Below are 23507 nucleotides of genomic sequence, written 5' to 3' on the forward strand. Positions count from 1 at the left end.
GGCGCCTAGCCTGGATCGGTCACGGTGCCGGGCTTCGCGAACGCCGCCGCGAGGCTGTCCCACTGGCGCTTGCTGATCGCACTCTTGCTCGCGGTCATCCAGTAGCTTTCCCGTGGCGCGAGCGTTCGCTCGCTCAGCCGGACGATCGTCCCGTCCGCGAGCGCCTCGGCAGCGAGTGGCAGCGAGGCCAGCAGTACGCCGAGACCGCAGCCGGCCGCCGCCAGCGCCGCCGCGTGGCTGTCGAACCGGAGCGTCGGCACCGGTGTCGCCGGATCGCCGGTCTGGCGCGCCCACTCCTGCCAGCCGGAGCGCGGGCCTGAGAGGGCGATCTTCGCCAGATCGTGCCACGATCCCCCGGCCGCGATCGCGGGCGCGGCGACCGGGCTCAGGCTCTCGGCGAAGAGCCGGACCCGGTAGCGGTCGGGCCAGTTGCCGTCGCCGTAGCGGATCTCGACCGTCGCGTCCTGCTCGTCGAAATCGGATTGCAGGATCATGGTCGAGAACGAGATATCGAGCCGCGCGCCGGGATCGAGCGCCGCGAGGCGGGGCGCGAGCCAGAGCTGGATCACTGAGGCGCTGGCCAGGATCACGATCTTGCGGTGGCGCACGCCGAAGAGATCGTCGGAGCTCTGCCGGAGCATGGTCAGCGCATTGGTGACATAGGGCAGCCAGGCCTCGCCCTCGACGGTCAGCGCCACGCCGCGCGGCTTGCGGGTGAAGAGCCGCGCGCCGATCCGCTCCTCGAGATGGCCGATGCGCTGGCTGATCGCCGCCTGCGTGAGGCCGGTTTCCTGAGCTGCGGCGGTGAAGCTGCCGGAGCGTCCGGCGGCTTCGAAGGCGCGGATCCATTCCAGCGGCAAGTTGTCGAGCGCGGCAGAAGGCATAACGAAAACGTTCCCTTGGTGCGGAAACAGCTTAATTGTGTTTATGCATGAAACCGGGGACAGTGCCAGCGGAAACACTCCCCGCGAACACGAGAGAGCTTCGCCATGTATGACGTCACCATTGCCGCCGACGCGCGTTCCATCGCGCTGTCCGCTGGCACCACCGCCCCCGTCCGCTTCCACGCGATCTGGCTCAGGGACAACGCCTGGGATCCCGAGACCCGCTCGCCGGGCAATGGCCAGCGGCTGATCGCGCTCCGCGACATTCCCGCCGACACGGCGATCGCATCGGCCGAGGTCGCGGGCGACAAGCTGCGCGTGACCTTCACGCCCGAGGGCAAGACGGTCGATTACGACATCGCCTGGCTTCTTGCTCATGCCTATGACCGCGCCCATGCGCAGGGCAGGGGCCGGACCGCGCCGCGGATCGAGACCTGGGACAGCGGCCTGATGAGCGCCGTTCCGGTCGCAGACTTCGCCGTCGTGAAATCCGACCCCGCCGCCCTGCGCGGCTGGCTCGCCCAAGTCGCGCGCTATGGCTTCGGCAAGCTCACGAACGGCCCGGTTCGTGACGGCGCGCTCTTCGACGTGGTCGATCTCTTCGGCTATGTGCGCGAGACCAATTACGGCCGCCATTTCGAGGTCCGGACCGAGGTCAACCCGACCAATCTCGCCTATACCGGGCTCGGGCTGCAGGCCCATACCGACAACCCGTACCGCGATCCGGTGCCCTCGGTGCAGGTGCTCTACTGCCTCGAAAGCTCGGCTGCGGGCGGCGAGAACATGGTCGTCGACGGCTTCCGTGCGGCCGAGAGGCTGAAGGCGGAGAACCCCGACTGGTTCGACGTCCTCTCGCGCCATTGCGCCCGGTTCGAATATGCCGGCTCCGAGGGCGTCGTGCTGCGCTCGCGCCGACCGATGATCGAGCTTGCACCGGATGGCGAGCTGGTCGCGGTGCGCTTCAACAACCGCTCCACCGCCGCGATCACCGACGTGCGTTTCGACGAGATGGAAACCTATTACGCCGCCTATCGCCGCTTCGGCGAGATCATCGACGACCCGACGATGGAGGTGACCTTCCGGCTCAATCCCGGTGAGAGCTTCGTGGTGGACAACACCCGCGTCCTCCATGCCCGCAAGGGTTATTCCGGCACCGGAACCCGCTGGCTTCAGGGCTGCTACGCCGACAAGGACGGGCTCCTGTCGAAGCTCGCCGCACTCAGCGGCTCGTTCGCGGAGGCCGCCGAATGACCCGGCCGGATTTCTCCACGCTCACGCCTGCGAACATCGTCGCGTTCCTCGAGGACATCTTCGAGCGCCGCGGCGGCGAGGAGTATCTCGGCGAGCCGGTGACGATGGCCGAGCACATGCTGCAGGGCGCAACGATCGCCGAGGAGAACGGCCAGGACGAGATCATCATCGTCTCCGCACTCCTTCACGATATCGGCCATTTCACCAGCGAATTCGGTACCTTCACGATGGAGGACACCGAGGACCGCTACCACGAGGAGGCCGGCGCGAAGGTGCTGGAGCAGTTCTTCCCGACCGTCGTGACCGATTGCGTCCGCTACCACGTCGCCGCCAAGCGCTATCTCTGCGCGACGAAGCCGGAGTATTTCAAGCGCCTGTCGGAGGCCTCAATCCACTCGCTGAACCTTCAGGGCGGCCCGATGAGCCCCGAGGAGGTCGCCGAGTTCGAGAAGAACCCGAACCTGAAGCAGATCATCCAGGTCCGCTATCTCGACGAGGCGGGCAAGCGGGCGGACATGGCGACGCCGCCCTTCCGTCACTTCGCGCCGATGGTGCAGCGCATCGTCGATGCCCATTGCGGAGCCGGGGCGTGAGCAAGCCCGAGTACATCTTCGAAGCGTCGAGCAAGCCCTCGCTGCCCTGGCACGAAGTGCCGCTCATCCGGGCGACCGACGTCTCGCTCAGGGGCTACGGCTGCCTCGTCGATGATCCCGACGATTTCGAGATCGGGATCACCCGCTGGCCGCAGCAGGGCTGGCGGCCGATCGACGAGGGCACCGGCGACGAGGGCGGGTATGTCGAGGGCACGTTCAGATGCGACTGGCGGGGCGACGTGCTCTACGGCGAGAACGAGGCCGTGAACGGGCACTACGTCCTCGGCTGGTCGGCCGATCCGCAACAGGCGCGGACCGACCGGCGGACGGCCGCGCGGGACCAGGTGCTGCTGTGGCACATGAACTACCATCCCGACGGCGGGCAGCTCTTCTATCCCCTGGACCGCAAGCCGTTCATCGTGCCCGCGGCCTTGCCCGGCGACAACCTCTCGCCCGAGAAGGTCGTCGCCTTCTGGGGCGACGGCTCCAAGGGCATCTACATCCATGCCGGCATCTGGCACGAAGGCGTGTTTCCGGTGGAGGACGAGCAGCGATTCCTCGACCGGCAGGGGCGCGTCCATGCCCGTGTGAGCGCCGATATCGGCCGGGAGTTCGGCGTCTATCTTTGCTGCCCGCTTCGAGCCGACAGGGTCCGGGATCTCTGACATCATGGACAGCGTCTGCCTCTCCCTCATGGATAGAATGGGCTTCGCGACCGCGAGCCTGTTGGGATTGCGGATCCCGGTTCGGCGCACCACACGTCGATGACCGCCCGCTGTGCACCGTCGGGCCGGCGCGGCTTCCCTCCGGCCGAGCACCGCGATAGGTTGCGCCCGCGCCGATGCGGCGCGACGGCCCGAGCCTGCGGCCGTGGCATTTTCCAGGGCACACCGTTCGAGCGGCGGTCCCACAGCGAAGCGGATGGACGGCGATGACCCCTGCGGCCCGGATCGGCGCGGCGATCGAGATCCTCGACCGCATCCTTGGCGGTGCGGCGGCCGAGCAGGCGCTGACGGGCTGGGCGCGGGCGAACCGTTTCGCCGGTTCCGGTGACCGTGCTGCCATCCGCGATCAGGTTTTCGACGCGCTGCGTTGCCGGCGGTCTTTCGTGGCCCTGTCCGGGGGTGCCGAAAGCGGCCGGGCGCTGATGATCGGCGCGCTCAGGGCCGAGGGACGACCGGTCGGTGAAGTGTTCTCCGGCGACGGCTACGCACCGGCTCCGCTCAGTGCGGAGGAAGCGGCCAACCTCGCCTCGGCCCCATCCTACGAAGCACTGGCGGAGCTCGTGGCACTCGACTGCCCGGACTGGCTCGCGCCCGCGCTCCGCGATGCGCTCGGCGAGGATTTCGCGCAAGTGATGCAAGCGATGCGCCACCGCGCGCCTGTGATCCTCCGCGCCAACGCGGCCCGCGGCAGCCGCGCCGAGATTCGTGAGGCTCTGGCACGCGAAGGGATCGAGAGTATCCCGCATCCGCTTGCGAACCATGCGCTGAAAGTGACTGGAAACGCGCAGAAAATCCGCAATTCAGGTGCCTATTCCGACGGCCTTGTGGAATTACAGGACGCGGCCCCGCAAGCGGCCGTCGAGGCGCTTCCGCTCAAGCCGGGGATGCGCGTTCTCGACTTCTGCGCCGGCGGTGGCGGCAAGTCGCTCGCGATGGCGGCGCGCAATCGCGGGCACTACGTCGCCCATGACGCCGCCCCCTCCCGGATGCGGGATCTGCCGGTGCGCGCCCGCCGCGCCGGTGCGAGGATCGAGATCCGCGACAGCGCGCAGCTCGCGACCGGCGCGTTCGACCTCGTGCTGATCGACGTGCCTTGCAGCGGCAGTGGAACCTGGCGCCGGGCGCCTGAGGCGAAGTGGACGCTTGGGCCGGATCGGCTTGCGGAGCTTGTCGGCCTTCAGGCCCGGATATTCGACACCGCCGCCCGCCATGTCGCGCCCGGCGGATCGCTGGCCTACATGACCTGCTCGTTGCTGGGCGCAGAGAACCGGGCGCAGGTCGCCGCATTCCTCGCCCGCACGCCCGGATGGCGGCTGGTCACGAACCGTCTCTATTCGCCACTCGACGACAGCGACGGGTTTTTCGGCGCCTTGCTAATGCGCGACTGAGGGCAACAAAACACACTTAATGGTTGTGTTTTGTGCCGATTAATTGCGACTTAAGCATTTCTGACCTCAATTGCGGGAACCGAATCTGAAAGGAGTCACGCTTGTGTCGCATCGGGCGCTCTCTCCGCATCCGCTGACCCGCACGGCGCTGCGGCTTGCGCCGCGCAACGCGTATCTTGTCGCCGCTGCCGCACTGTCGTCCGTCATCGCCTGGCTCGTCGCCGATCACGTCGCGGGCATCGCCGTCATTTCCGCCGCAGGCGCTTTCGCCGCGCTTTCCGCCCTGATCGGCGGCCTTGCGCTGCGTCACGGCCATGCCCGGTCTGACCTGCATCAGCAGATCGCCGATTTCATTGCCAACGACGCCTCGCCAAGCTTCACCACCGACGGCGACGGCGAGATCGGCACGCAGAACGGTGCCGCGCTGGAGCGGTTCGGTAGCCGCGGCGGCCAGTCCTTGACCCGAACCCTCGGCGAGGTCATCGCAAACCCCGCCGCGCTCCTGCACCGGATGCAGAACCGGGCCGAGGCTCTCGGTTCGGCGCGCGAGGATCTGGTGACCCGGCGGGGGCATGTGCGTCTCGCCGTACATCGGATCGGCGAGGGGGCGTTCCTGTGGCGGCTCGAAGACATGGCCGAGCGATTGGTCGGCGGTCGGGGTGCGGAAACGATCAGCCTGCCGATGATGACGGTATCGAAGAGCGGGACGGTTCTTTTCATGAACGACGCGCTGCGGCGGCTGCTCGGTGACAGGGTCAAGACGATCGACAGGATCTTCAGCGACCTGCCCGTGCGCCCGGGTCAGGAGCATGTGGTCGCCGGCGCCGAAGGCCCGATCCGCGCGGTCGCCGCGCAGATCGAGAGCGCCGGGGGGCGGCGCGAGATCTACCTGCTTCCGGCGTCGGACGGGACCCCGTCGTTAACCAGTGATCCGACGGCCTTCGAGACCGTCCCGGTCGCGCTCCTGCGTTTGAGCGCGGCGGGGGAATTGCGAGAGGCCAACCGGGAAGCCCGCGATCTCCTGGGCGAGATCGCGCCGGGAACCGGATTTGCCGCTCTGCTTGAAGGACTGGGACGCCCCGTCGACGACTGGCTCGCCGACGCTCTGGCGGGGCGCGCCGACCGGCGACCGGAGGTCTTGCGCGTGCGGAATGCCGACGCTGATGTCTACCTGCAAGTGACGCTCACGCGGAACATCGAGGACGGACGCCCGGCGCTGGTGGCGGTGCTGTCGGACGCTACACAGTTGAAGACGCTTGAGGCACAATTTGTCCAAAGCCAGAAGATGCAGGCGATCGGCCAGCTCGCAGGCGGCGTGGCGCATGATTTCAACAACCTGCTGACGGCGATATCGGGGCATTGCGACCTGCTGCTTCTGCGCCACGATCGGAGCGACCCCGACTATGCGGATCTGGTTCAGATCAATCAGAACGCGAACCGCGCGGCGAGTCTCGTCGGTCAGCTTCTCGCTTTTTCCCGCAAGCAGACACTTAAGCCGCAGGTGATCGACCTGCGCGACGCATTGTCCGACCTCGCGCATCTGCTCAACCGTCTTGTCGGCGAGCGGATCCACCTGAGCCTGATTCACGACCCATCGTTGAGTACGATCCGTGCGGACAAGCGGCAGCTTGAGCAAGTGATCATGAACCTTGTCGTGAACGCCCGGGACGCGATGCCGGACGGCGGCGAGATCCGGATTGAAACCGAGATGCAGACGATCATCGATGAGTTCCAGCGGGACCGCGCCACCATTCCTCCGGGCGACTACGTCGCGGTGCGGGTGACCGACGCCGGTGTCGGGATCGCCCCCGACAAGCTGCAGAAGATCTTCGAGCCTTTCTACACGACGAAACGGCAGGGCGAAGGAACCGGTCTAGGTCTCTCTACAGCCTATGGAATCGTCAAGCAGACCGGAGGATACATTTTCTGCGACAGCGTGGTGGGGCAGGGTTCGACGTTCACGCTCTACTTTCCTGCTCACGAGGCAGAGGAGGTGGAGGTTGCGGCGACGGAACTGACACCCACTCCACGTCGCCGTTCGCAATCGGGGGAAGGTGTCGTTCTCCTGGTGGAGGATGAAGCGCCCGTGCGCGCGTTTGCCAGCCGGGCACTTCGGATGCGTGGCTATACCGTGATCGAGGCAGAGAGCGCTGAAGACGCCCTCAAAACGCTCGAGGATGAAACGCTCGCAGTCGATGTCTTTGTTACGGACGTGATCATGCCGGGTTTGGATGGTCCGACATGGGTAAGGGAGGCTCTGAAGGCGCGACCGAACACACGGGTCGTGTTCGTTTCCGGCTACTCGGAAGAGAGCCTGACCGAAACAAGGGAGCGAATTCCGAACTCGGTGTTCCTACCGAAGCCGTTTTCCTTGAGCGAATTGACGGCAATTGTTCAATACCAAGTTCTGTAATCCGCAACTGCGCATATGTCCACGTTTGGGTCAGGACCCATTGATCTTGGATCTGCGACATGATTCAGCCTCCGCAGGGACACTGACCGATGGGCGACGATGAAGCCGACGCCGCGTGCGCTCTACATCGAGCTTCGCCGCCGCTTCAACGGCGCGAACAACGGCGACATCTTCCTCTCTGTGCGGGACGCGGCACGGGCGCTCAACGTGAGCAAGGACACGGCGCACACAGCGTTTCGAGACCTTGTCGAGCGCGGCTTCATCCGGTTGACGGAGGGCGGGCATCTTGGCCCGTCCGGAATCGGCAAGGCGGCGAAGTGGGCGTTGGAGGAGGAACCGACGCGGGATGGCAAACCCGCGACCAAATCGTTCATGCGCTGGCAGGAGGAAAAACAGAACCCCGTCCGAAAATCTCGCACGCCCCGTCCTGAAAATTCGGACGGTACCGGCGTCAACGGGGCTTCTGGTGCTTCAACCGTCCGAGATTTCCGCACGCTTTCGGCCAATTCGGCCGCGAGCCTGTCCGGATAGTTGGGACATATCTACATCTAGCCATAGGCAGAGCGGGCGAGGTTCAATGCAAAGGCGAGGCACGCATGACAGGCGATGACTTGAAACGGGAACGGCTCGAACGTGGGTGGAGCCAGCGCGACCTGGCCCGCCGCGCCGGGCTGCATCATCGCTCGGTGCAGTATTGGGAAGGGCAAGCGGAAATCGATCCACTCGCCCATGCCGTCCAGGCAATCGCGCGGGCGTTCGGCTGGCGCATTTCCCCGCACCACTACGCACGCGTGCGATATGGGGTCTTAGACCGCGAGCCGGAGCTTGCCGCCATAGACCGTTATTTCGCGGGGGCGTTGCGGCGACGGCTGCGCCGCATGGTCAACCGCCGCGTCATCTGCGGCGCCAAGACGCGCAAAGGCACGCCGTGCCGGGCGAAGTCTGAGCCGGGCCGGAAGCGATGCCGGTTCCACGGGGGCAAGAGCACGGGGCCGAGACCATCGAAGGGGGTGGCCCGGATTGCCGAGGCCCAACGATTGCGCTGGGCGCGATGGCGGGCCGAGCGGGCAGCACCAGAATAATGGCCATGTTTCGAAACCTGTTGGTCCGCTTCGAGCCCGGAGCGGACGTTTCATCGGACACATGATCTCTGGAAGTGCGATTACCGGTTTTCGACCGCGTCATTGACCACGCCGAGCTCAGAGCAACCGAGTCGGCTGTTCTCTCTAACTGCCGCCCGCGAGCAGCCAAGTTCGCGCCTTTTCGTCGGGCACAAGTTCAGCAAGGCGTGTATTGAAAAGGTCGATCTCTGCTGGCGAGAGCTGGCCTTCCCACTTGCCAGAGCTACCGGAGTCGAAAAATCCGGCGTCGGATTTCCAGTAGCCGGTTCCGCCCACGGGAGCATAGTCGACTGCTCTAGCCTTCATGGCCCCGAAAACCGTGGCTGCTGCGACCTGATCAATCAATTCTGCGCTGGCCTCAATGCCAGCAGCCTTGGCCAGATGTTGCACAGTGCGGTGACCGTCGCGCAACATGTCCGAATAGTGAAAGACGTCCAGGTTTGGATAGCGTCCTGAAAGGACCGTTTCGGAATAGTGCAGCGTCAAGGACGCCAATGTGTCTTTGTCAAAATCGTCCGGGTCCACTGGATCATTGATAAACCGACAGATGGAATCCGGGACAGGCAAGCTCATCGGGTGATCCGGCGTGACAACTCTTTTGTTGGCTTCGTGTTTGCGTAGGGAAAAGAAGACATCCAGTGGGTGTCGGTATACAGCAATGACTTTTACACCCTCCCAGATCGGAAACCCATCTGCCGGTGTATGCGTCTTCACCACCCGCCGCTGCTTTTGTGCCGCCAGCGTCGTCGCCACTTCATCGGCGGAAACCCCAAGGTCCGCGTCAACCCACGGAGACAGCACCGGTACCTTGTCCGGCAGATCCGCACTGCCATTGACAAGCATCGCAAGCATGGTTTGTGTCCAGGTCGTTCCACACTTGGGCGGCGTGCAGACAAGGATGTCGCCTTTTCTTGGGCTCCAGGTCGTCCAACGCAAAGGATCGGTGGTCGAACCACGATATTCCCGACCCGCGGGTGCAAGGACTGAAGCAGGATCATCCATGGGCCAACGATTTCACGGCCTGGCATATCTGGCAAGTCCGGCTGCTTCATTTGACCCCGAGCGCCCATGCCGCCCGTGCGTGGTTGGACCATCATGGCGAGGTTCCGTGCAGACCTGGACCGTCAAGGTCCGCTTTGTCCGCAAGGCTGACGGGCACGGTTTGCAGGCATGGCCAAAACAATCAGAGGAAATCAGTGGCGGGGTGACTATGGACTACCGGGGGTGGGGTCAATCCCTGTGACCTGCTGGCTTGGGACCGGTGCGGGAATTGGGCGAGCATAACCCGCAACATTTTATCGCCGCGTCCAAGGTCATGCGGAATTAAAATGGCGGTCAAAATGGCGGATTGAATGCAGCCGGTCAGGGGCAATTCATTGAATTTAATAGAGATATTTAGGTGATATGGCGGAGAGACAGGGATTCGAACCCTGGGTGGGCTCACACCCACAACGGTTTTCGAGACCGCCCCGTTCGACCGCTCCGGCACCTCTCCGCATCGGGGGTCGTCGTGGAGGCGGGATTTATCTGTCGGCGACGACATGCGCAACCCGTTTTTTTCAGTCGAGCCAAGATGCCGCGTCGCCATCAAAAGTTCTGCTGCTACCGCTTGGCAGCGCAACGCATCGCGACTAGGTGTTGTCCATTGCCCGACCAAGGTACCGCCATGCTCCGCCGCCTTCTCGCACCGATTCTGTCCGTCGCATTGCTTGCCGCTCCGGCGGTCGCGTCGGAGGGAGACGCCGCCTCCCTCGAGGAGGTGCTGCGACTCACCGAGGTCTTCGCGGTGATGAGCGACGAAGGCCACGCCTACGGCCGGCACCTCGAGGAGGATATGTTCCCCGGATCCGGCGGCCGGCAATGGGCGGACGCGGTCGAAAACATATACGCGCCCGATCGCATGCTCCCCGACTTCAACGCCGCCTTCGAAGCCGAGCTGACGCGCCAGCCGGTCGACATCGCCGCAATGCTGGACTTCTTCTCCTCCGATCTCGGGCGCCGGGTGACAACGCTCGAGATCTCGGCGCGCCGGGCGCTGCTCGATGAGGCGGTCGAGGATGCGAGTCGCCTCAAGCTCGAGGAGATGCGCGCGGAGCGCGATCCGCGGCTGTCGCTCGTCGAGGAGTTCGTCGAGGTCAACGACCTCGTGGAGACTAATGTCTCCGGGGGGCTGAACGCGAACTTCGCCTTCTACCGCGGGCTTGGCGATGCTGGCGCGCTCGGTGCCGAGATGGGCGAGGCCGAGATCATCTCGGAGGTCTGGGCTCAGGAAGACGCGATCCGGGAGGAGACGGACGTCTGGATCCACTCTTATCTCGCGATGGCTTATGCGCCGCTCTCGGATGCAGAGATGGCCGACTATATCGCGTTCTCGCGCAGTAAGCCCGGGCAGGATCTGAACCGGGCGCTGTTCGCCGGATACAACGCCGTCTTCGTCGACGTCTCGCGCCAGCTCGGCCAGGCGGCGGGTGCGGTTCTGGCCGGCCAGGACCTCTGAGCGCCGGGGGCGCGGGGCTTTGTGTCCCGCCGCGTTCTTCGCTAGCATCGCGCGGGAGCAGGAGGCAGGCGGCGGCATGCAGGGCAGGGACCCGGATCGGGTGAGGCGGCGGCGGGTGTTCTATGTACCCGGCTATGATCCCTTTCATCCCCGGCGCTACCGAGAGCTCTACCGGACCGAGAGCGCGGCCCAGGCGGCGATCAGCGGTTACGACATCGCGCTGGCGGGGAAAGCCGGGCAAGGACACGGCTGGAAGGTCGCGGCGACGACCGAGGGTCACGAGGTCGCGGCGGAGATCGAGGTTCTGGTCTGGTCCGACATCGTGCGCGAGTCGATGAGCCACGGAATCCTCGCGACCTATCTTCAACTGGCGCGGACGGTCCGGGCCTATGTCGGCTCCGGCGCCATCTTTCGCCTCGTGCGGCTGAGGAAGGGTCCGAGCATCGCGGCGCTCTTCCCGGTGGTGGCGCTTCTCGCGCAGCTCGCGCTCGCGCTCCTCGCCGGTTGGGGCGGCGCCTGGCTCTGCGCGACGGTTTTCGCGGCGGCCGGGCTGCCTGCCAGCATCGGCTGGCTCGCCATGCCGGTGCTCGTCTGGGCAGTGCTCTGGCGCTTTCGCAAGGCGGACGGGCGAATCTACGCATATTACCTGATGCACGACTACGCGTTCACCGCGCAGGACGGCGGAGCGGTGCCCGAGGCGCTGGAAGTCAGGCTCGCGGAGTTCGGCGAACGCATCTCTGCGGCACTTGCCGAGGACTGGGACGAGGTGTTGGTCGTCGGGCATTCCTCGGGCGCGCATCTCGCGGTCTCGGTCCTTGCCGACGTTATCCGGGCGGGCAGGGTGGCCGCGAACGGCCCGGCGCTCGGCTTCCTGTCGCTCGGTCATGTCGTGCCGATGGCGGCCTTCCTCCCACGCGCGCGGCGGCTGCGCGGCGATCTCGCCTTTCTCTCGGCCCGCGACGAGCTGACCTGGGTCGACGTCACTGCACCCGGCGACGGCTGCGCCTTCGCGCTCTGCGATCCGGTTAGCGTCTGCGGCGTGGCCCCGGAGGGCAAACGCTGGCCGCTGGTGATCTCGGCCGCCTTCACCCAGACCTTGAGCCCCGAGCGCTGGCGGGCGCTGCGCTGGCGCTTCTTCCGGCTGCATTTCCAGTATCTCTGCGCCTTCGACCGGCCGGGCGACTACGATTATTTCCAGATCACCGCGGGTCCAAGAACGCTAGCCGCCCGGTTCCGGAACCGGACACCCTCGAAAAGCCGGATCGAGGTGCCGCTCAACCGCTTCCGGGACGTCGCATGATCCCGCCGAAACCTGTTGCGCGCCCCGACAAGGTCTCGCTCTGGCGCTACCTGCGGCTCTTTCGCGCCGATATCCTCTCGGCCCAGCCGGCGCGGCTCTACCGTGCCTGGATGGCCGAGTTCCGTACCCCTTTCTTCCGCTCGTATCTGTGCAACGATCCCGCCCTCGTCGATCTGGTGCTGAAGGAACGGCCGGGCGACTTCCCGAAATCCGACCGGGTGCGCGAGGGGCTTGCGCCGCTCCTCGGCCGCTCGGTCTTTGTCACAAACGGCGCTGAGTGGGAGGCGCAGCGGCGGATCATCGACCCCGCCTTCGAGCGTGGTCGCCTGAAGGAGACGTTCCCGGCCATGCACGCGGCGGCACTCGCGGCACGGGACCGTCTCATCGCCCGCGCAGGAACGGAGGTCGAGATCGAGGAGGAGATGAGCCATGCCGCCGCCGACGTGATCTTCCGCACGCTCTTCTCGATCCCGATCGAGAACCGGCTCGCCGCCGAGGTCTTTCGCGAGTTCCGCGGCTACCAGCGGGCCCAGCCGCTGTTGAACCTTGCCGCTTTCCTGCCGCTGCCTGCATTGCTGCCGCGCTTTCACGGGGGCCGGACGCGGGCCTCCGCGCGGGCGATCCGCCGGCTCATCACGCGCCTCACCGAGGAGCGGATGGCCGCGATCCGCGCCGGAGAGGCGCCGGATGATCTCGCCACCAAGATCATGACCACGCCGGACCCGGAGACCGGTGCCTGTTTCGATACCGCCGAAATGGTCGATCAGGTCGCGATCTTCTTTCTCGCGGGCCACGAGACCTCGGCGTCCGCACTGGCATGGGCGCTCTACCTGCTCGCGGTATGCCCCGATGCCCAGGACCGGGTCGCGGCGGAGGCGGCAGCGGTTGGCGATCAGCAAGACTTTTCAATGCTGTCTGGCCTGTCCTTCACGCGGGACGTGTTCCGCGAGGCGCTGCGGCTCTATCCGCCCGTGCCGATGATGGTGCGCGAGAATCGCTGCCCCGAGCGGTTTCGCGACCGCCCGCTCGCACCCGGCGCGCAGATCGTCCTGTCGCCCTGGCATCTGCACCGGCACGAGCGGATCTGGGACCAGCCGGACAAGTTCGATCCGTATCGCTGGCAAAGCCGGGCGGGGCGCGACGCGGCGCGCGACGGGTATCTGCCGTTCTCGGCCGGGCCGCGTGTCTGCCCCGGGGCCGGCTTCGCAATGGTGGAAGGCCCGCTCATTCTCGCGCTGCTGGTAAAGCACGTGCGCTTCGCCCCGGTCGAGGGAGCAGAACCGGTTCCGGTCGCGCATTTGACCGTGCGGTCGCGGAACGGCATCCGGATTCGCGTTGCCCGGCGTGACGCTACGTCATGATTTGTGAAGAATCTGAAACAATCCTGTAATACAGCCTTGAATTGATCGACCAGGCTTTTTTGGTGCAATTTGGGCGAACCAATCGGTGATTCGTGTGCGCGTTGTGAGTTTACGGCCGAATCCCGCTCGTTTTGGCCGTTTCCGAAACATTGAATGACGTCGGCTGAAATCTGCCAGTTCGGCCGAGAATCCTTTGGGGGAAACCGTGACCAAGAAGTCTTTGGCCGCGTCGATGGTCGCCGCGCCCGGGCGTTTGCGCATAGCCGTTCCGGCCTGGCGTCTGATCGGCATTCATTACCGGCCGGACGTCGAACCCGTGCCGGCGGCGGTATCGCGCGAGGAGATGCAGGATCTGTTCGGTGGCGAGCTCAAGGCGAGAAATACGCGCGCGGCGAATCTGACCGCGGGTGAGGAAGAGGAACAGCACCTCGCGGATCGGCTACGCGATGCGCTCTATCCCTGCTCAGCCGGTTGACCTCAGCACGCCCGACGGGCGTCGAGCCGCTCCTGCAGGGCGGCAAGCACGAACAGCCGGATTGCCGTAGCGAGCCCCGTGTCTATGCCGCGGCCTGCGTCGATTTCCGCCGCGAGCGCGTTTACCGGCACACCGCGATCATCGGCAATTCGGCGGAAAGCCAGCCAGAACTCGTCCTCCAGCGACACGCTGGTGCGGTGACCGTTCAGCGTCAGCGAGCGTTTGACCGGACGGCTCACTCGTCCGGTCTCTCGCGGCGAAGGGCGTCAAGTTCGGCGCGGGCCTTGTCGGCCTCGGCCTTTTCGCGCTGCTTCTGAGCCTTGGTGCGGCCGAAACGGACGGCGTTCTCGTCTCCCTCCGCACGGGCCCGAGCCCGGTCCCGGGTCTTGCGCGCGTTGCGGAGGTTGACGATCTCGGCCATCGGTCTCAGTCCTCCGGGCCGACCATGTTCTCGGGGCGCACGATGCGGTCGAAGGTCTCACCGTCGACGAAGCCGAGGTTGATCGCCTCCTCGCGCAGCGTGGTGCCGTTCTTGTGGGCGGTCTTGGCGACCTTGGTGGCCGCGTCGTAGCCGATCGTCGGCGCGAGCGCGGTGACCAGCATCAGGCTTTCCTTCATCAGCCGGTCGATGCGCGCGATGTTGGCCTCGGTGCCGACCACCATGTTGTCGGTGAAGCTCGACGCCGCATCGCCCAGAAGCTGCATCGACTGGAGCACGTTGTAGCTCATCATCGGGTTGTAGACGTTGAGCTCGAAATGGCCCTGCGAGCCCGCGAAGCCCACCGCGGCGTCGTTGCCCATGACATGGGCGCAGACCATCGTCAGCGCCTCGGCCTGGGTCGGGTTGACCTTGCCCGGCATGATCGAGGAGCCCGGCTCGTTCTCGGGCAGGATCAGTTCGCCGAGGCCCGAGCGCGGGCCGGAACCGAGAAGGCGCATGTCGTTGGCGATCTTGAAGAGCGAGGCGGCGACGGTCTTCAGCGCGCCCGAGAACATCACCATCGCGTCATGGGCGGCAAGCGCCTCGAACTTGTTCGGCGCGGTAACGAAGGGCAGGCCGGTGATCTCGGCGATCTTGCCGGCGATCGCCACGTCCCAGCCCTTCTTGGTGTTGAGCCCGGTGCCGACCGCGGTGCCGCCCTGTGCCAGCTCGTAGATCTCCGGCAGCACCTTCTTCACCCGCATGATGCCCTGGGCGACCTGGTGCGCGTAGCCGCCGAATTCCTGGCCGAGCGTCAGCGGCGTCGCGTCCTGGGTATGGGTGCGGCCGATCTTGATGATGTCCTTGAACTCGGCCGATTTCGCCGCGAGCGCCGCGTGGAGCTTCTCGAGCCCCGGCACGAGCACGTCGCGCGCCACCATGCCGATCGCGACATGCATCGCCGTCGGGAAGGTGTCGTTCGAGGACTGGCCCATGTTGACGTGGTCGTTCGGGTGGACCGGCTTCTTCGAGCCCATCTCGCCGCCGAGGATCTCGATCGCGCGGTTGGAGATCACCTCGTTTGCGTTCATGTTCGACTGGGTGCCCGAGCCGGTCTGCCAGACGACGAGCGGGAAGTTGTCGTCGAACCGGCCGGCGACGACCTCGGAGGCCGCCTGCACCATCGCCTTGCCGATCTCAGGCTCGATCTTGCCGGTCGCCATGTTGATCTCGGCCGCGGCCTGCTTGATCACGCCGAGCGCGCGCACGATCGCCACCGGCTGCTTTTCCCAGCCGATCGGGAAGTTCATGATCGAGCGCTGGGTCTGTGCGCCCCAGTACTTGTCGGCAGGAACTTCCAGGGGGCCGAAGCTGTCGGTCTCGGTGCGGGTTTGGGGCATAGACATGGTCCTTATGCAGAGATCGCGCACTAGCTAAGCGATTCCGCGCCGCAGGCCAAGGACGATGTCGGTAACGGTGGCGCTAAAGTCGCTTCCCGGCTACTTGCGCCATTTGTCGAGGCTCACCACCTCTGCTTCCTTGCGCGAGTCCGCCTCGTCGAGTTCGTCGTCCTCGTCTTCGTCCTCTTCGTCGTCCTCGTCGAGATCCTGGGTCTCGAAGCGCAGGCCGAACTCGACCGAAGGATCGACGAAGGTGCGGATCGCGTCGAAGGGAATGTAGAGCGGCTCGGGCGAATCGCCGAAGTTCAGCGTGATCGCGAAGCCGTCCTCGTCGACGTCGAGCCCCTCGTACCAGTGCTGCATCACCACCGTCATTTCCTCGGGATAGCGTTCGCGCAGCCAGTCGGCGAGTTCTGCCTCGGGATGCCGGGTGTCGAAGGTGATGAAGAAATGGTGCTGGCCGGGCAGCCCCTCACGCTCGACCGCCCGAAGCACCTCGAGAATCAGACCCCGCATGGCCCGATGCATGAGGTTCCCGTAGTCGATGGACTTAGACATGTGGCGCGCTTTCCGGTTCGTTTCAGCGCCAGCATAAGGGATTCGAAACGGATTGAAAGAGCCGCGCGCGCGGCTCTCTTCCCTGGCGTTCACGGCGCCAGCGACAGCACCGTCCCGAGCGCGGCCGAAATCGCGAGGACCGGCACGATTCCCCAGTGGCGGACCAGAAGAAGCCAGCCGCAGATCGCCGCGATCAGGGCCGGGACTGGCCGGAACGAGAGAATTTCGGGGAGTGGCAGCGCCAGCGGGCCGGGGGTGATCTCGGCGAAAAAGAGATGCAGCGCGAACCAAAGTGCGAGCGTGCCGATCACGCCGACGACGGCGGCGCTGACCCCCGCCAGCGCCGCGCCGAGCCGCGGGCGGGACGAGATCCATTCGATATAGGGCGCGAAGGCGAAGACCCAGAGAAAGCACGGCGTGAATGTCACCCAGAGCGCCAGTCCCGCGGCCGCGACCGCGAGGTCCGCGCCGCCGTGTGCGGCACCGGCGAGATAGGCGACGAATTCGGTGACGAGGATCAGCGGTCCCGGGGTCGTCTCGGCCAGACCGAGCGCATCCATCATCTCGGCCGTTCCGATCCAGCCGTAATCCTGCACCACGGCCTGCGTCATGTAGGCCAGCACCGCATAGGCACCACCGAAGGTCACGACCGCGAGCTTGGAGAAGAAGAGCCCGAGCGAGACCAGGAAATCCTGCCCGGCTAGCGCGAGAAGCCCGATGGGCGCCCACCAGAGCCCGAGTCCTGTCGCGAGCGTGGCGGCGAGCCGAGGATGCCGGGGCAGGGGCGCGGCTTCGGCGGCGGTGCGGGGCAGGAGCGTCGCGCCGGCGATGGCGGCGGTCGCGACGATGGCCGGGAAAGGCAGGCCCAGCGCAAAGATCGCGAGGAACGACAGCGCAGCGATCGCGCGCTCGCGCGGCCCCTTCAGCGCCCGCCGCGCGACCCGGAGAAGCGCCTCGACGACGATCACGACGACGGCCGCCTTGACGCCGACGAACAGAGCCGCAACTGCCGGCACCTGACCATAGGCGGCGTAGGCCGCCGCGAGCGCGAGGATCACCGCCGCGCCCGGGGCGACGAAGAGCAGCCCCGCGAGAAGCCCGGCGCGGACCCCGCCGATCTTCCAGCCGGCATAGGTCGCGAGCTGCATTGCCTCGGGTCCCGGCAGGAGCATGCAGAACGACAGCGCCCGCAGGTATTCCGCCTCGCCGAGCCAGCGCCGGGTCTCGACGAGTTCGCGGTGCATGAGGGCGATCTGCGCCGCCGGCCCTCCGAAGGACAGGAAACCGATCCGCGCGAAGACCCGCCAGAGCGGTTCAGTGGCGCTCACGCCCTGCGCGTCGCTGGCCAATCGTGCCCCTCCTCATACCCGTCGCGCGCCCAGCGGTAGAGCGCATCGTAGACCGTCATTCCGGCCTCCAGCTGTGCGAGGTCGTCGCGGTACTGCCGCGACAGCCCGACCGAGATCGCGAGGAGCCCGGCCGCCTGTGGCGCAAGGTCGTGCCGGTCAGTGTCGGCGCCGCGCACGACGAGCGCGAGCCGGTCGAGCGCCTCCGTATGCAGGCAGAAATCGTCGAGGAGGGCGTCGAAGCTGCACAGCTCGCCGCGATGCGAGAACGGCACGCCCTCGACGTCGTAGGGCGTGGCCCCGAAGCGGTCCGCCACGGCGGCAACCTCGGAGGGCGCGACGAAGAGGAACCGCGCCTGCGCGTCTATGAAGCGGCGGATGAGCCAGGGGCAGGCGATGCGGTCGATCTTCGGCCGGTGCCGCGTCACCCAGAGCCGCGAGCCGGGCAGGGTGGCGGCGGGGAGCATCGGCAGCCCTTCGGCCGCCCAGGCCAGCGCGCCACCTTCGAGGCTTTCGGCGGCGACGCCGTGGCAGCGCAGGAGCGCCGCCGCGCCTTCGGAGAGCTTCTGGCCCTTCTGGCAGATCGCGACGGCGCGTTTGCCGGTCAGCCCGCCGGCAAGCTCTTCGATGCGGTCGAAGGCATGGCGGAACGCGCCCGGGATCAGCCGCGGATCGGCGGAAAAATCGGACTCCGTCCGGATGTCGATCAGGACGGGGCAGTCGGGGGTGCCGACGAGGCGGGCGAGCTGGCTGGGGGAGATCGAAGAGAAGCCAGGCATAGGGCATCCTTTCTGTTACTTAACGAAGGATGCGACGCTTGGGCCTTGGCCTCACGGGGCGCGGTCGCGATGCCCCATGCGGCAAGAATCGCATTCGCGGCCGGGTTCGTCAAGAGTTCAGCCGAGCGGCTTGGCGATCTCGCGCAGGATCTTGGCGCGGATCGCGCGGGGGTAGTCCGACAGGCCCCGCGCGGTAATCACGAAACCGTTCCGGGTGATGACGAAGCGGCGGTAGAACTCCGTGATCGGGTTCGCACGGCCGACATCCTCGATCGCGATGGCGTTGATCTCGATCCCGGCGCGCTCGGCCGCGCCGCGTTCCGGGGCAAGCGGAAAGCCCGCGTTCTGAGGCCCGTCGCCCGAGATGTCGATGACCTTGCGGCGGCAATCGGATACGGCGGCGAACTGCCCGGCCGAATAGGCGATCGCTTCGCCGACGGCGGTGTCCGAGCCGGAGTAGGCCCGTGCGAGCCTTTCCGCCCGGATGGCGAAGTCATTGGTATCCTTCGGGGCAAGCATCCGCCGCCACGGCAGTACTTGGGTTTGCTGTGCGGTGCCCGACCACTGCACGACAGACAGCGCGACTTGGCCGAGTAGCAGCGCATCGGCCACCTCCGGATCGCGCAATGCGTCGGCGATCCCCTGGACCTGAAGCCGGTATTCTCCACGGTCAATCGACCCCGAGACATCGACCGACAGCAGGAGCGCCACGTCGCAGGCCGAGGCGATGGCGGGCCGAAACACCGCCATGACCAGACATCCGATGTAAACAGCCCATGCAGCCTTCATGGAGGCGATGATCCCCCGGCCGAAGCCGCCCGGCAAGCCCCGCTGGAATCCTGGGGATCAGCCGAGCCGTTCCCCTGACAGGAGTAGCAGGAAGGCGTCCTTCGGCAGGAGGCCGGCCTGTTCGAAGAACGTGATGAAATCGAAGCAGTTATAGGCCTCGGTGATGTGGCCGTCTTCGATCCGAACCATCACCTGACCGCTGGCGCGGATCGGGTCCATGCCGTGGGCCGTGACGGCGCGGACCGTGATCTGTGCCCAGAGCCATTCGCCGGTCTCGATACTGCGGTCGATGTCGATCGCAAGGTCGCGCACGAGCGACAGCAGCGCCGGCACCAGCGCCCTGAAATCCTCGACTCCGACCTGGCCGTCGGGGAGGATCCCGTCGGCTCCCGCACGGGGCGCGAAATAGCGGTCGATCGCGTTCAGGTCGGCCTCGATCCAGACCCGATGATACCAGTCGCGCAGAAATTCCAGTTTCGTCACTGCCGGACACTCCGTCCTTTGCCGGGATATGGCGGTCGAGACGAGCCTACCTCCGAGGTCTTGACGAAGCGTTAAGGGAAAAGTGCAGGCTTCTGTTGCCAGGTGCCTGCGAACCCCGCCTTACGCTGCTAGGCGCAAGGGCTTAAGTTTCGGTCTTCGAGCTGCTTAAGCAGCCAGAGCGACCGGAGCACGGTTGTCGTTGGCAACTGTACTTTTCGGACCGATAACGGTGGTACCTCACCGGGACAAAGCAAACCCCTTTAGACGTTCGTCGATCCTGTTTCGGCCCCTGATGCCCCCAACGAGGGATTTGGTGGAGCCGCCGGGTACCGCCCCCGGGTCCGATCCGCTTATTACGAGCGCGTTTATGTCCATAGTCCGGGAAGTCCCGAACGGGCCCAATATAGGGATGGGCAGCGGCGCGCGCAAGGCTCCAAAACGTAATGCCATTGCCTTCACAATGAGATGCATCTGATTGAATTAACAATATAATATGAGATCTCAGCGCGTTTCATTGCAGTAGTGTCGGTGTACGGCGGTGACGCCCGCCGACGGTTGCGCAGGAACCGGGTCGACTTCCGTGTCCCGATGGCAACCATTCAGGGAGCAATCCGGGAGCTCGAAATGACCAGACCTGTATCTCCGACCCTGCAGGTGACGTCCGGCGCGATGCTGGTCGCGCTCGCCATGGTCTGGGGCGGGTCCTTCTTCTTCGCCGAGATCGCCTTGAGAGAACTGCCGCCGCTGACAATCACGCTGCATCGCGTCTTCTGGGCGGTGCCGGTCCTTCTCGCGGCGGTGCTGGGCAATGGGATCGAGATACCCAGATCCGCCCGGGTCTGGCTGGCCTACCTCGTCATGGGAGCTCTGAACAATGCGATTCCCTTCTCGCTCATCTTCTTGGGGGCAAACCCATATCGAGAGCGGCCTCGCCTCGATCCTGAACGCCACCACGGCGGTATTCGGAGCGGTGGTGGCGGGCCTCCTTCTGGCCGATGAACCGCTGACGGCGCGCAAGATCGCCGGTGCCGGCCTCGGCGTCCTCGGCGTGGCGGTCATCATGGGGCGCGACGCGTTGATGACGCTCGACCCGCGCAGCCTTTCGCAACTGGCCGTGATCGGCGCGGCGCTGTCCTATTCCCTTGCGAGCGTCTGGGCCAAGCGGATGCTGTCGGGACAGCCGCCGATCATGAATGCGCTCGGGATGCTGGTCGGCAGCACAGTGCTGATGCTGCCGGTCGTGGTCGCTGTCGACGGGCCGCCCGCACTTGCGTTGCAGACGACCACCTTGGGGGCGCTGGTCGCGCTTTCGGTGATGTCCACCGCGCTCGCCTATCTGCTCTATTTCGCGATCCTCGCACGGGCGGGGGCGGCGAACCTCTTGCTGGTCACGCTGCTCATTCCGCCCTTCGCGATCGGGCTTGGTGCCGCGTTCCTCGGGGAGAGGCTCGGGGCGGAAGTATGGCCTGGCGCCCTCTGCATCGCACTCGGCCTCGCGGTGACAGATGGCCGGCCGCTGCGCTGGCTCACCGCCATGGGCGGCCGCGCGCCTCAATGAAAACGGCGCCGGAGATCCGGCGCCGTCATGGTGCATGCGTCGAGCGTGGTTATTCCGCCGGATTCTCGATCCGCTCGGCATGCTTCTCGCGCAGCCCGTCGCGGTAGAGCGCCTTGACCAGCGAAGCGCACATCAGGCCCATGACCATGGTGAACGGAAGCGCGCCAATGATCATCGCGCTCTTCAGCGCCTCCATCGGGTCGGCGCCCGCGCCGTTCTTGCCGGCGATCAGCAGCGTGCCGATGACCAGCGTCAGGATCACGCCCCAGACGATACGGTGCTTGATGCCGGTTTCCTGCTCGCCGCCCGACATGATCGTATTCATCACGAGGATGCCGGAGTCCGCCGAGGTCACGAGGAAGGTCAGGATCAGCACGACGCACATCACGGTGATGACGTTCAGGAACGTCCCCGAGAGCATGTGGCCGAGCGTCACGAAGAGCTTCGCGGTGTTCGAGGCCGCGAGGATCGAGCCTTGCGCCACGCCCGACAGTTCGAGGTCGATCGCGGTTCCGCCGAGGATGGTCATCCAGGCGAAGCAGACGAGCGCGGGCGCGAAGATGCAGCCGACGATGAACTCGCGCACGGTCCGGCCGCGCGAGATGCGGGCGAGGAAGAGGCCGACGAAGGGCGAGAACGCGATCCACCAGGCCCAGTAGAAGGTCGTCCAGCCGGCTTGCCAGCCGAAGAGCCGGCCTTCGGTCCCGGCCGCATAGGCGGCTTCCTGCGTTGCGGCCGGAAGTGCCGCCGCGGCGCCGGTCAGATCGCCCTTGAAGCCGTCGAGCGAGCCCCAGGCATTGGTCGCGCCGGCATAGAGGTCGCCCGCCAGCGGCGCGGCCTCGGCCGGGAGTTTCGCGGCGAATTCTGCTTCGGAGAGCGGCAGATGCGGGCCGAAGCTGAGTTGGGCGAAGTGCTGGATGTAGTCGATGAAGGCCGCGCCGTATGTCGTCATCGCGAAGGCGAAGGAGCCGAAGGCGACGAAGACCAGCAGCAGCAGGATCGACAGGACGAGGTTGAGGTTCGAGAGGTACTTGACCCCACGCCCGACGCCCGAGACCGCCGACAGGACGGACATGGCCATGATCACAACGAGCCCGGCGATGAGCCCGACGGTGCCGGGGGCAGGGGTCTCGCCGCCCATGTCCATCATCCACTCCATGCCGGTGATCGCGTACATGCCGTCGATGAACTGGCTGACGCCGAAGCCGATCGTCACGGAGACGCCGAGAATGGTCGCCACGACGCCGAGCACGTCGACGAGATGGCCGAAGATGCCGTTCACGAACCGCCCGAACAGCGGCGTCAGCGCCGAGCGGATCGTCAGCGGCATGTCACGCGTATAGGCGTAGTAGGCAAGGCTGAGCCCGGTGACGACATAGATCGCCCAGGCATGGAAGCCGTAGTGCAGGAAGGTGTAGCGGTAACCCGATTCCAGCGCCTCGGGCGTGTTGCCCGCGACCGCGCCCGCGACGACGAGGGGGTTGGAGCCCCAGAGGCCGAGCGGCTCGGCGGTGGCGAAGACCATGAGGCCGACGCCGAGACCGGCGCCGAACATCATCGAGAACCAGGAAAAATCGGAGAACTCCGGCTTCTCACCGGCCTTGCCCATCACCCGCCGCCCGGTCCGCGGCAGGACCGCGATGACGAGAAGGAAGAAGGCGAAGAAGCCGACGATGAGGATGTAGAAGGCGTTGAAATCCTCTAGGATGCGCCAGTTGAGGCTGCCAAGCACGCCGTTGGCGTTGGCCGGCCAGACCAGCGCCCAGATCACGAGAAGCGTCATCGAAACTTTCGAGATGAGTGCGATCGGCACGCTGTAGCCTTCGTAGAAGCCCGACGCGGCCTTGCGGATTTCGATATCCGTGAATGGTGGTTTGATATTCATGTCCCTGTCCGTGTGGAATGATCCACAGAACGGTCCGGTCCGCTGATCCGGTGCCTCTCCCCTGGCCCGGAACCGGCCTTTCCCCCCTGCGCGACCGGATATGTCGGAAGGCCTCCCGCAGGGTTGGCACCAAAGCGACGATTCACCAGTCGGATTGCGACCAATACAGCCATGTTCGTCATAAAACTGTCATCGAGTCCCGGCTTCGCCGCCGCGGAGCGCGGCATTGCAAGCCGGATCGCCAGCGGGCAGGGTTCGGTTCGGGAATCGGCTCCGGGAG

24 protein-coding genes, 1 tRNA gene and 1 other RNA gene are annotated in these 23507 nt (G+C 65.8%); 13 read left to right on the forward strand and 13 right to left on the reverse strand.

Translation table 11 applies throughout. The features are described 5' to 3' along the window. Positions 1–5: 5 nt before the first annotated feature. Entirely contained in the window at positions 6–884 is an 879-nt protein-coding gene (locus OEZ60_RS01530) for a LysR family transcriptional regulator (protein ID WP_263332524.1), read from the reverse strand. Between the two features lie 105 nt (positions 885–989). Here OEZ60_RS01530 and tmpA point away from each other — a divergent pair, with 105 nt between their 5' ends. From tmpA to OEZ60_RS01565, 7 genes are all read left to right on the forward strand, one after another. Then, positions 990–2135 carry a 2-trimethylaminoethylphosphonate dioxygenase gene (gene tmpA, locus OEZ60_RS01535; RefSeq protein WP_263332525.1) on the forward strand — a complete coding sequence of 382 codons (1146 nt, stop codon included), beginning with the start codon at positions 990–992 and terminating at the stop codon, positions 2133–2135. Further along, positions 2132–2728 carry a (R)-1-hydroxy-2-trimethylaminoethylphosphonate oxygenase gene (tmpB, locus tag OEZ60_RS01540; RefSeq protein WP_263332527.1) on the forward strand — a complete coding sequence of 199 codons (597 nt, stop codon included), beginning with the start codon at positions 2132–2134 and terminating at the stop codon, positions 2726–2728. Before tmpA ends, tmpB begins: the two co-directional genes overlap by 4 nt. After that, complete coding sequence (locus tag OEZ60_RS01545) at positions 2725–3393, forward strand: ureidoglycolate lyase (protein WP_263332529.1); 669 nt, start codon at positions 2725–2727, stop codon at positions 3391–3393. The genes tmpB and OEZ60_RS01545 overlap by 4 nt, the downstream gene beginning before the upstream one ends. Positions 3394–3659: 266 nt before the next feature. Further along, on the forward strand, positions 3660–4841 hold the full coding sequence (locus OEZ60_RS01550) for an RsmB/NOP family class I SAM-dependent RNA methyltransferase (protein ID WP_263332531.1): 1182 nt from the start codon (positions 3660–3662) through the stop codon (positions 4839–4841). A 103-nt stretch (positions 4842–4944) separates the two neighbouring features. Then, entirely contained in the window at positions 4945–7254 is a 2310-nt protein-coding gene (locus OEZ60_RS01555; protein ID WP_263332533.1) for an ATP-binding protein, read from the forward strand. 99 nt (positions 7255–7353) lie between these two features. Then, complete coding sequence (locus tag OEZ60_RS01560) at positions 7354–7785, forward strand: helix-turn-helix domain-containing protein (RefSeq protein WP_263332535.1); 432 nt, start codon at positions 7354–7356, stop codon at positions 7783–7785. Between the two features lie 65 nt (positions 7786–7850). Then, the gene (locus tag OEZ60_RS01565) at positions 7851–8336 is read left to right on the forward strand and encodes a helix-turn-helix domain-containing protein (protein ID WP_263332537.1); all 486 of its coding nucleotides are present in this window, start codon (positions 7851–7853) and stop codon (positions 8334–8336) included. Between the two features lie 144 nt (positions 8337–8480). Here OEZ60_RS01565 and OEZ60_RS01570 read toward each other — a convergent pair whose 3' ends face one another. Then, positions 8481–9377: a sulfotransferase domain-containing protein gene (locus OEZ60_RS01570; protein WP_263332539.1), complete on the reverse strand. Its 897-nt coding sequence runs from the start codon at positions 9375–9377 to the stop codon at positions 8481–8483. Positions 9378–9780: 403 nt separating this feature from the next. Continuing rightward, positions 9781–9870: transfer RNA gene (locus tag OEZ60_RS01575), tRNA-Ser, on the reverse strand. Between the two features lie 171 nt (positions 9871–10041). Between OEZ60_RS01575 and OEZ60_RS01580 the strand changes: the two genes are divergently transcribed. From OEZ60_RS01580 to OEZ60_RS01595, 4 genes are all read left to right on the forward strand, one after another. After that, positions 10042–10872, forward strand: a complete 831-nt coding sequence (locus OEZ60_RS01580; RefSeq protein WP_263332541.1) for a DUF2059 domain-containing protein — start codon at positions 10042–10044, stop codon at positions 10870–10872. Between the two features lie 76 nt (positions 10873–10948). Further along, entirely contained in the window at positions 10949–12172 is a 1224-nt protein-coding gene (locus OEZ60_RS01585; RefSeq protein ID WP_263332543.1) for a hypothetical protein, read from the forward strand. Continuing rightward, on the forward strand, positions 12169–13533 hold the full coding sequence (locus OEZ60_RS01590; RefSeq protein WP_263332545.1) for a cytochrome P450: 1365 nt from the start codon (positions 12169–12171) through the stop codon (positions 13531–13533). Before OEZ60_RS01585 ends, OEZ60_RS01590 begins: the two co-directional genes overlap by 4 nt. Positions 13534–13738: 205 nt before the next feature. Beyond that, positions 13739–14008, forward strand: a complete 270-nt coding sequence (locus OEZ60_RS01595; RefSeq protein ID WP_263332547.1) for a hypothetical protein — start codon at positions 13739–13741, stop codon at positions 14006–14008. Between the two features lie 2 nt (positions 14009–14010). Here the strand turns inward: OEZ60_RS01595 and OEZ60_RS01600 are convergent, their stop codons facing one another. The 9 genes from OEZ60_RS01600 to ssrA all read right to left on the reverse strand — a co-directional run bounded on the left by OEZ60_RS01600 (position 14011) and on the right by ssrA (position 20217). Next, a complete protein-coding gene (locus OEZ60_RS01600; protein WP_263332549.1) occupies positions 14011–14247 on the reverse strand; it encodes a ribbon-helix-helix domain-containing protein in 237 nt (78 codons plus the stop codon). Continuing rightward, positions 14244–14429: a DUF4169 family protein gene (locus OEZ60_RS01605; protein ID WP_263332551.1), complete on the reverse strand. Its 186-nt coding sequence runs from the start codon at positions 14427–14429 to the stop codon at positions 14244–14246. The genes OEZ60_RS01600 and OEZ60_RS01605 overlap by 4 nt, the downstream gene beginning before the upstream one ends. 5 nt (positions 14430–14434) lie before the next feature. After that, complete coding sequence (gene fumC / locus OEZ60_RS01610; RefSeq protein ID WP_263332722.1) at positions 14435–15829, reverse strand: class II fumarate hydratase; 1395 nt, start codon at positions 15827–15829, stop codon at positions 14435–14437. Positions 15830–15928: 99 nt separating this feature from the next. Further along, positions 15929–16387, reverse strand: coding sequence for an SspB family protein (locus OEZ60_RS01615; RefSeq protein WP_263332554.1), 459 nt, complete (start codon positions 16385–16387; stop codon positions 15929–15931). Positions 16388–16476: 89 nt separating this feature from the next. Then, the gene (chrA, locus tag OEZ60_RS01620) at positions 16477–17736 is read right to left on the reverse strand and encodes a chromate efflux transporter (RefSeq protein WP_263332556.1); all 1260 of its coding nucleotides are present in this window, start codon (positions 17734–17736) and stop codon (positions 16477–16479) included. Further along, entirely contained in the window at positions 17712–18512 is an 801-nt protein-coding gene (locus OEZ60_RS01625) for a sulfurtransferase/chromate resistance protein (protein WP_263332558.1), read from the reverse strand. Before OEZ60_RS01625 ends, chrA begins: the two co-directional genes overlap by 25 nt. Positions 18513–18629: 117 nt before the next feature. After that, positions 18630–19262, reverse strand: coding sequence for a DUF1194 domain-containing protein (locus OEZ60_RS01630; protein ID WP_263332560.1), 633 nt, complete (start codon positions 19260–19262; stop codon positions 18630–18632). 96 nt (positions 19263–19358) lie between these two features. Then, on the reverse strand, positions 19359–19784 hold the full coding sequence (locus tag OEZ60_RS01635) for an ester cyclase (RefSeq protein WP_263332562.1): 426 nt from the start codon (positions 19782–19784) through the stop codon (positions 19359–19361). Positions 19785–19865: 81 nt separating this feature from the next. Continuing rightward, positions 19866–20217: a transfer-messenger RNA gene (gene ssrA / locus OEZ60_RS01640) on the reverse strand. Positions 20218–20408: 191 nt separating this feature from the next. Between ssrA and OEZ60_RS22225 the strand changes: the two genes are divergently transcribed. Then, on the forward strand, positions 20409–20783 hold the full coding sequence (locus OEZ60_RS22225) for a DMT family transporter (RefSeq protein ID WP_317852803.1): 375 nt from the start codon (positions 20409–20411) through the stop codon (positions 20781–20783). After that, on the forward strand, positions 20758–21342 hold the full coding sequence (locus tag OEZ60_RS22230; protein WP_317852804.1) for a DMT family transporter: 585 nt from the start codon (positions 20758–20760) through the stop codon (positions 21340–21342). Before OEZ60_RS22225 ends, OEZ60_RS22230 begins: the two co-directional genes overlap by 26 nt. Before the next feature lie 49 nt (positions 21343–21391). Here OEZ60_RS22230 and OEZ60_RS01650 read toward each other — a convergent pair whose 3' ends face one another. Continuing rightward, the gene (locus OEZ60_RS01650; RefSeq protein WP_263332564.1) at positions 21392–23227 is read right to left on the reverse strand and encodes a BCCT family transporter; all 1836 of its coding nucleotides are present in this window, start codon (positions 23225–23227) and stop codon (positions 21392–21394) included. Between the last annotated feature and the right edge of the window lie 280 nt (positions 23228–23507).

Source organism: Albidovulum salinarum, assembly GCF_025673475.1.
GTDB lineage: Bacteria > Pseudomonadota > Alphaproteobacteria > Rhodobacterales > Rhodobacteraceae > Albidovulum > Albidovulum salinarum.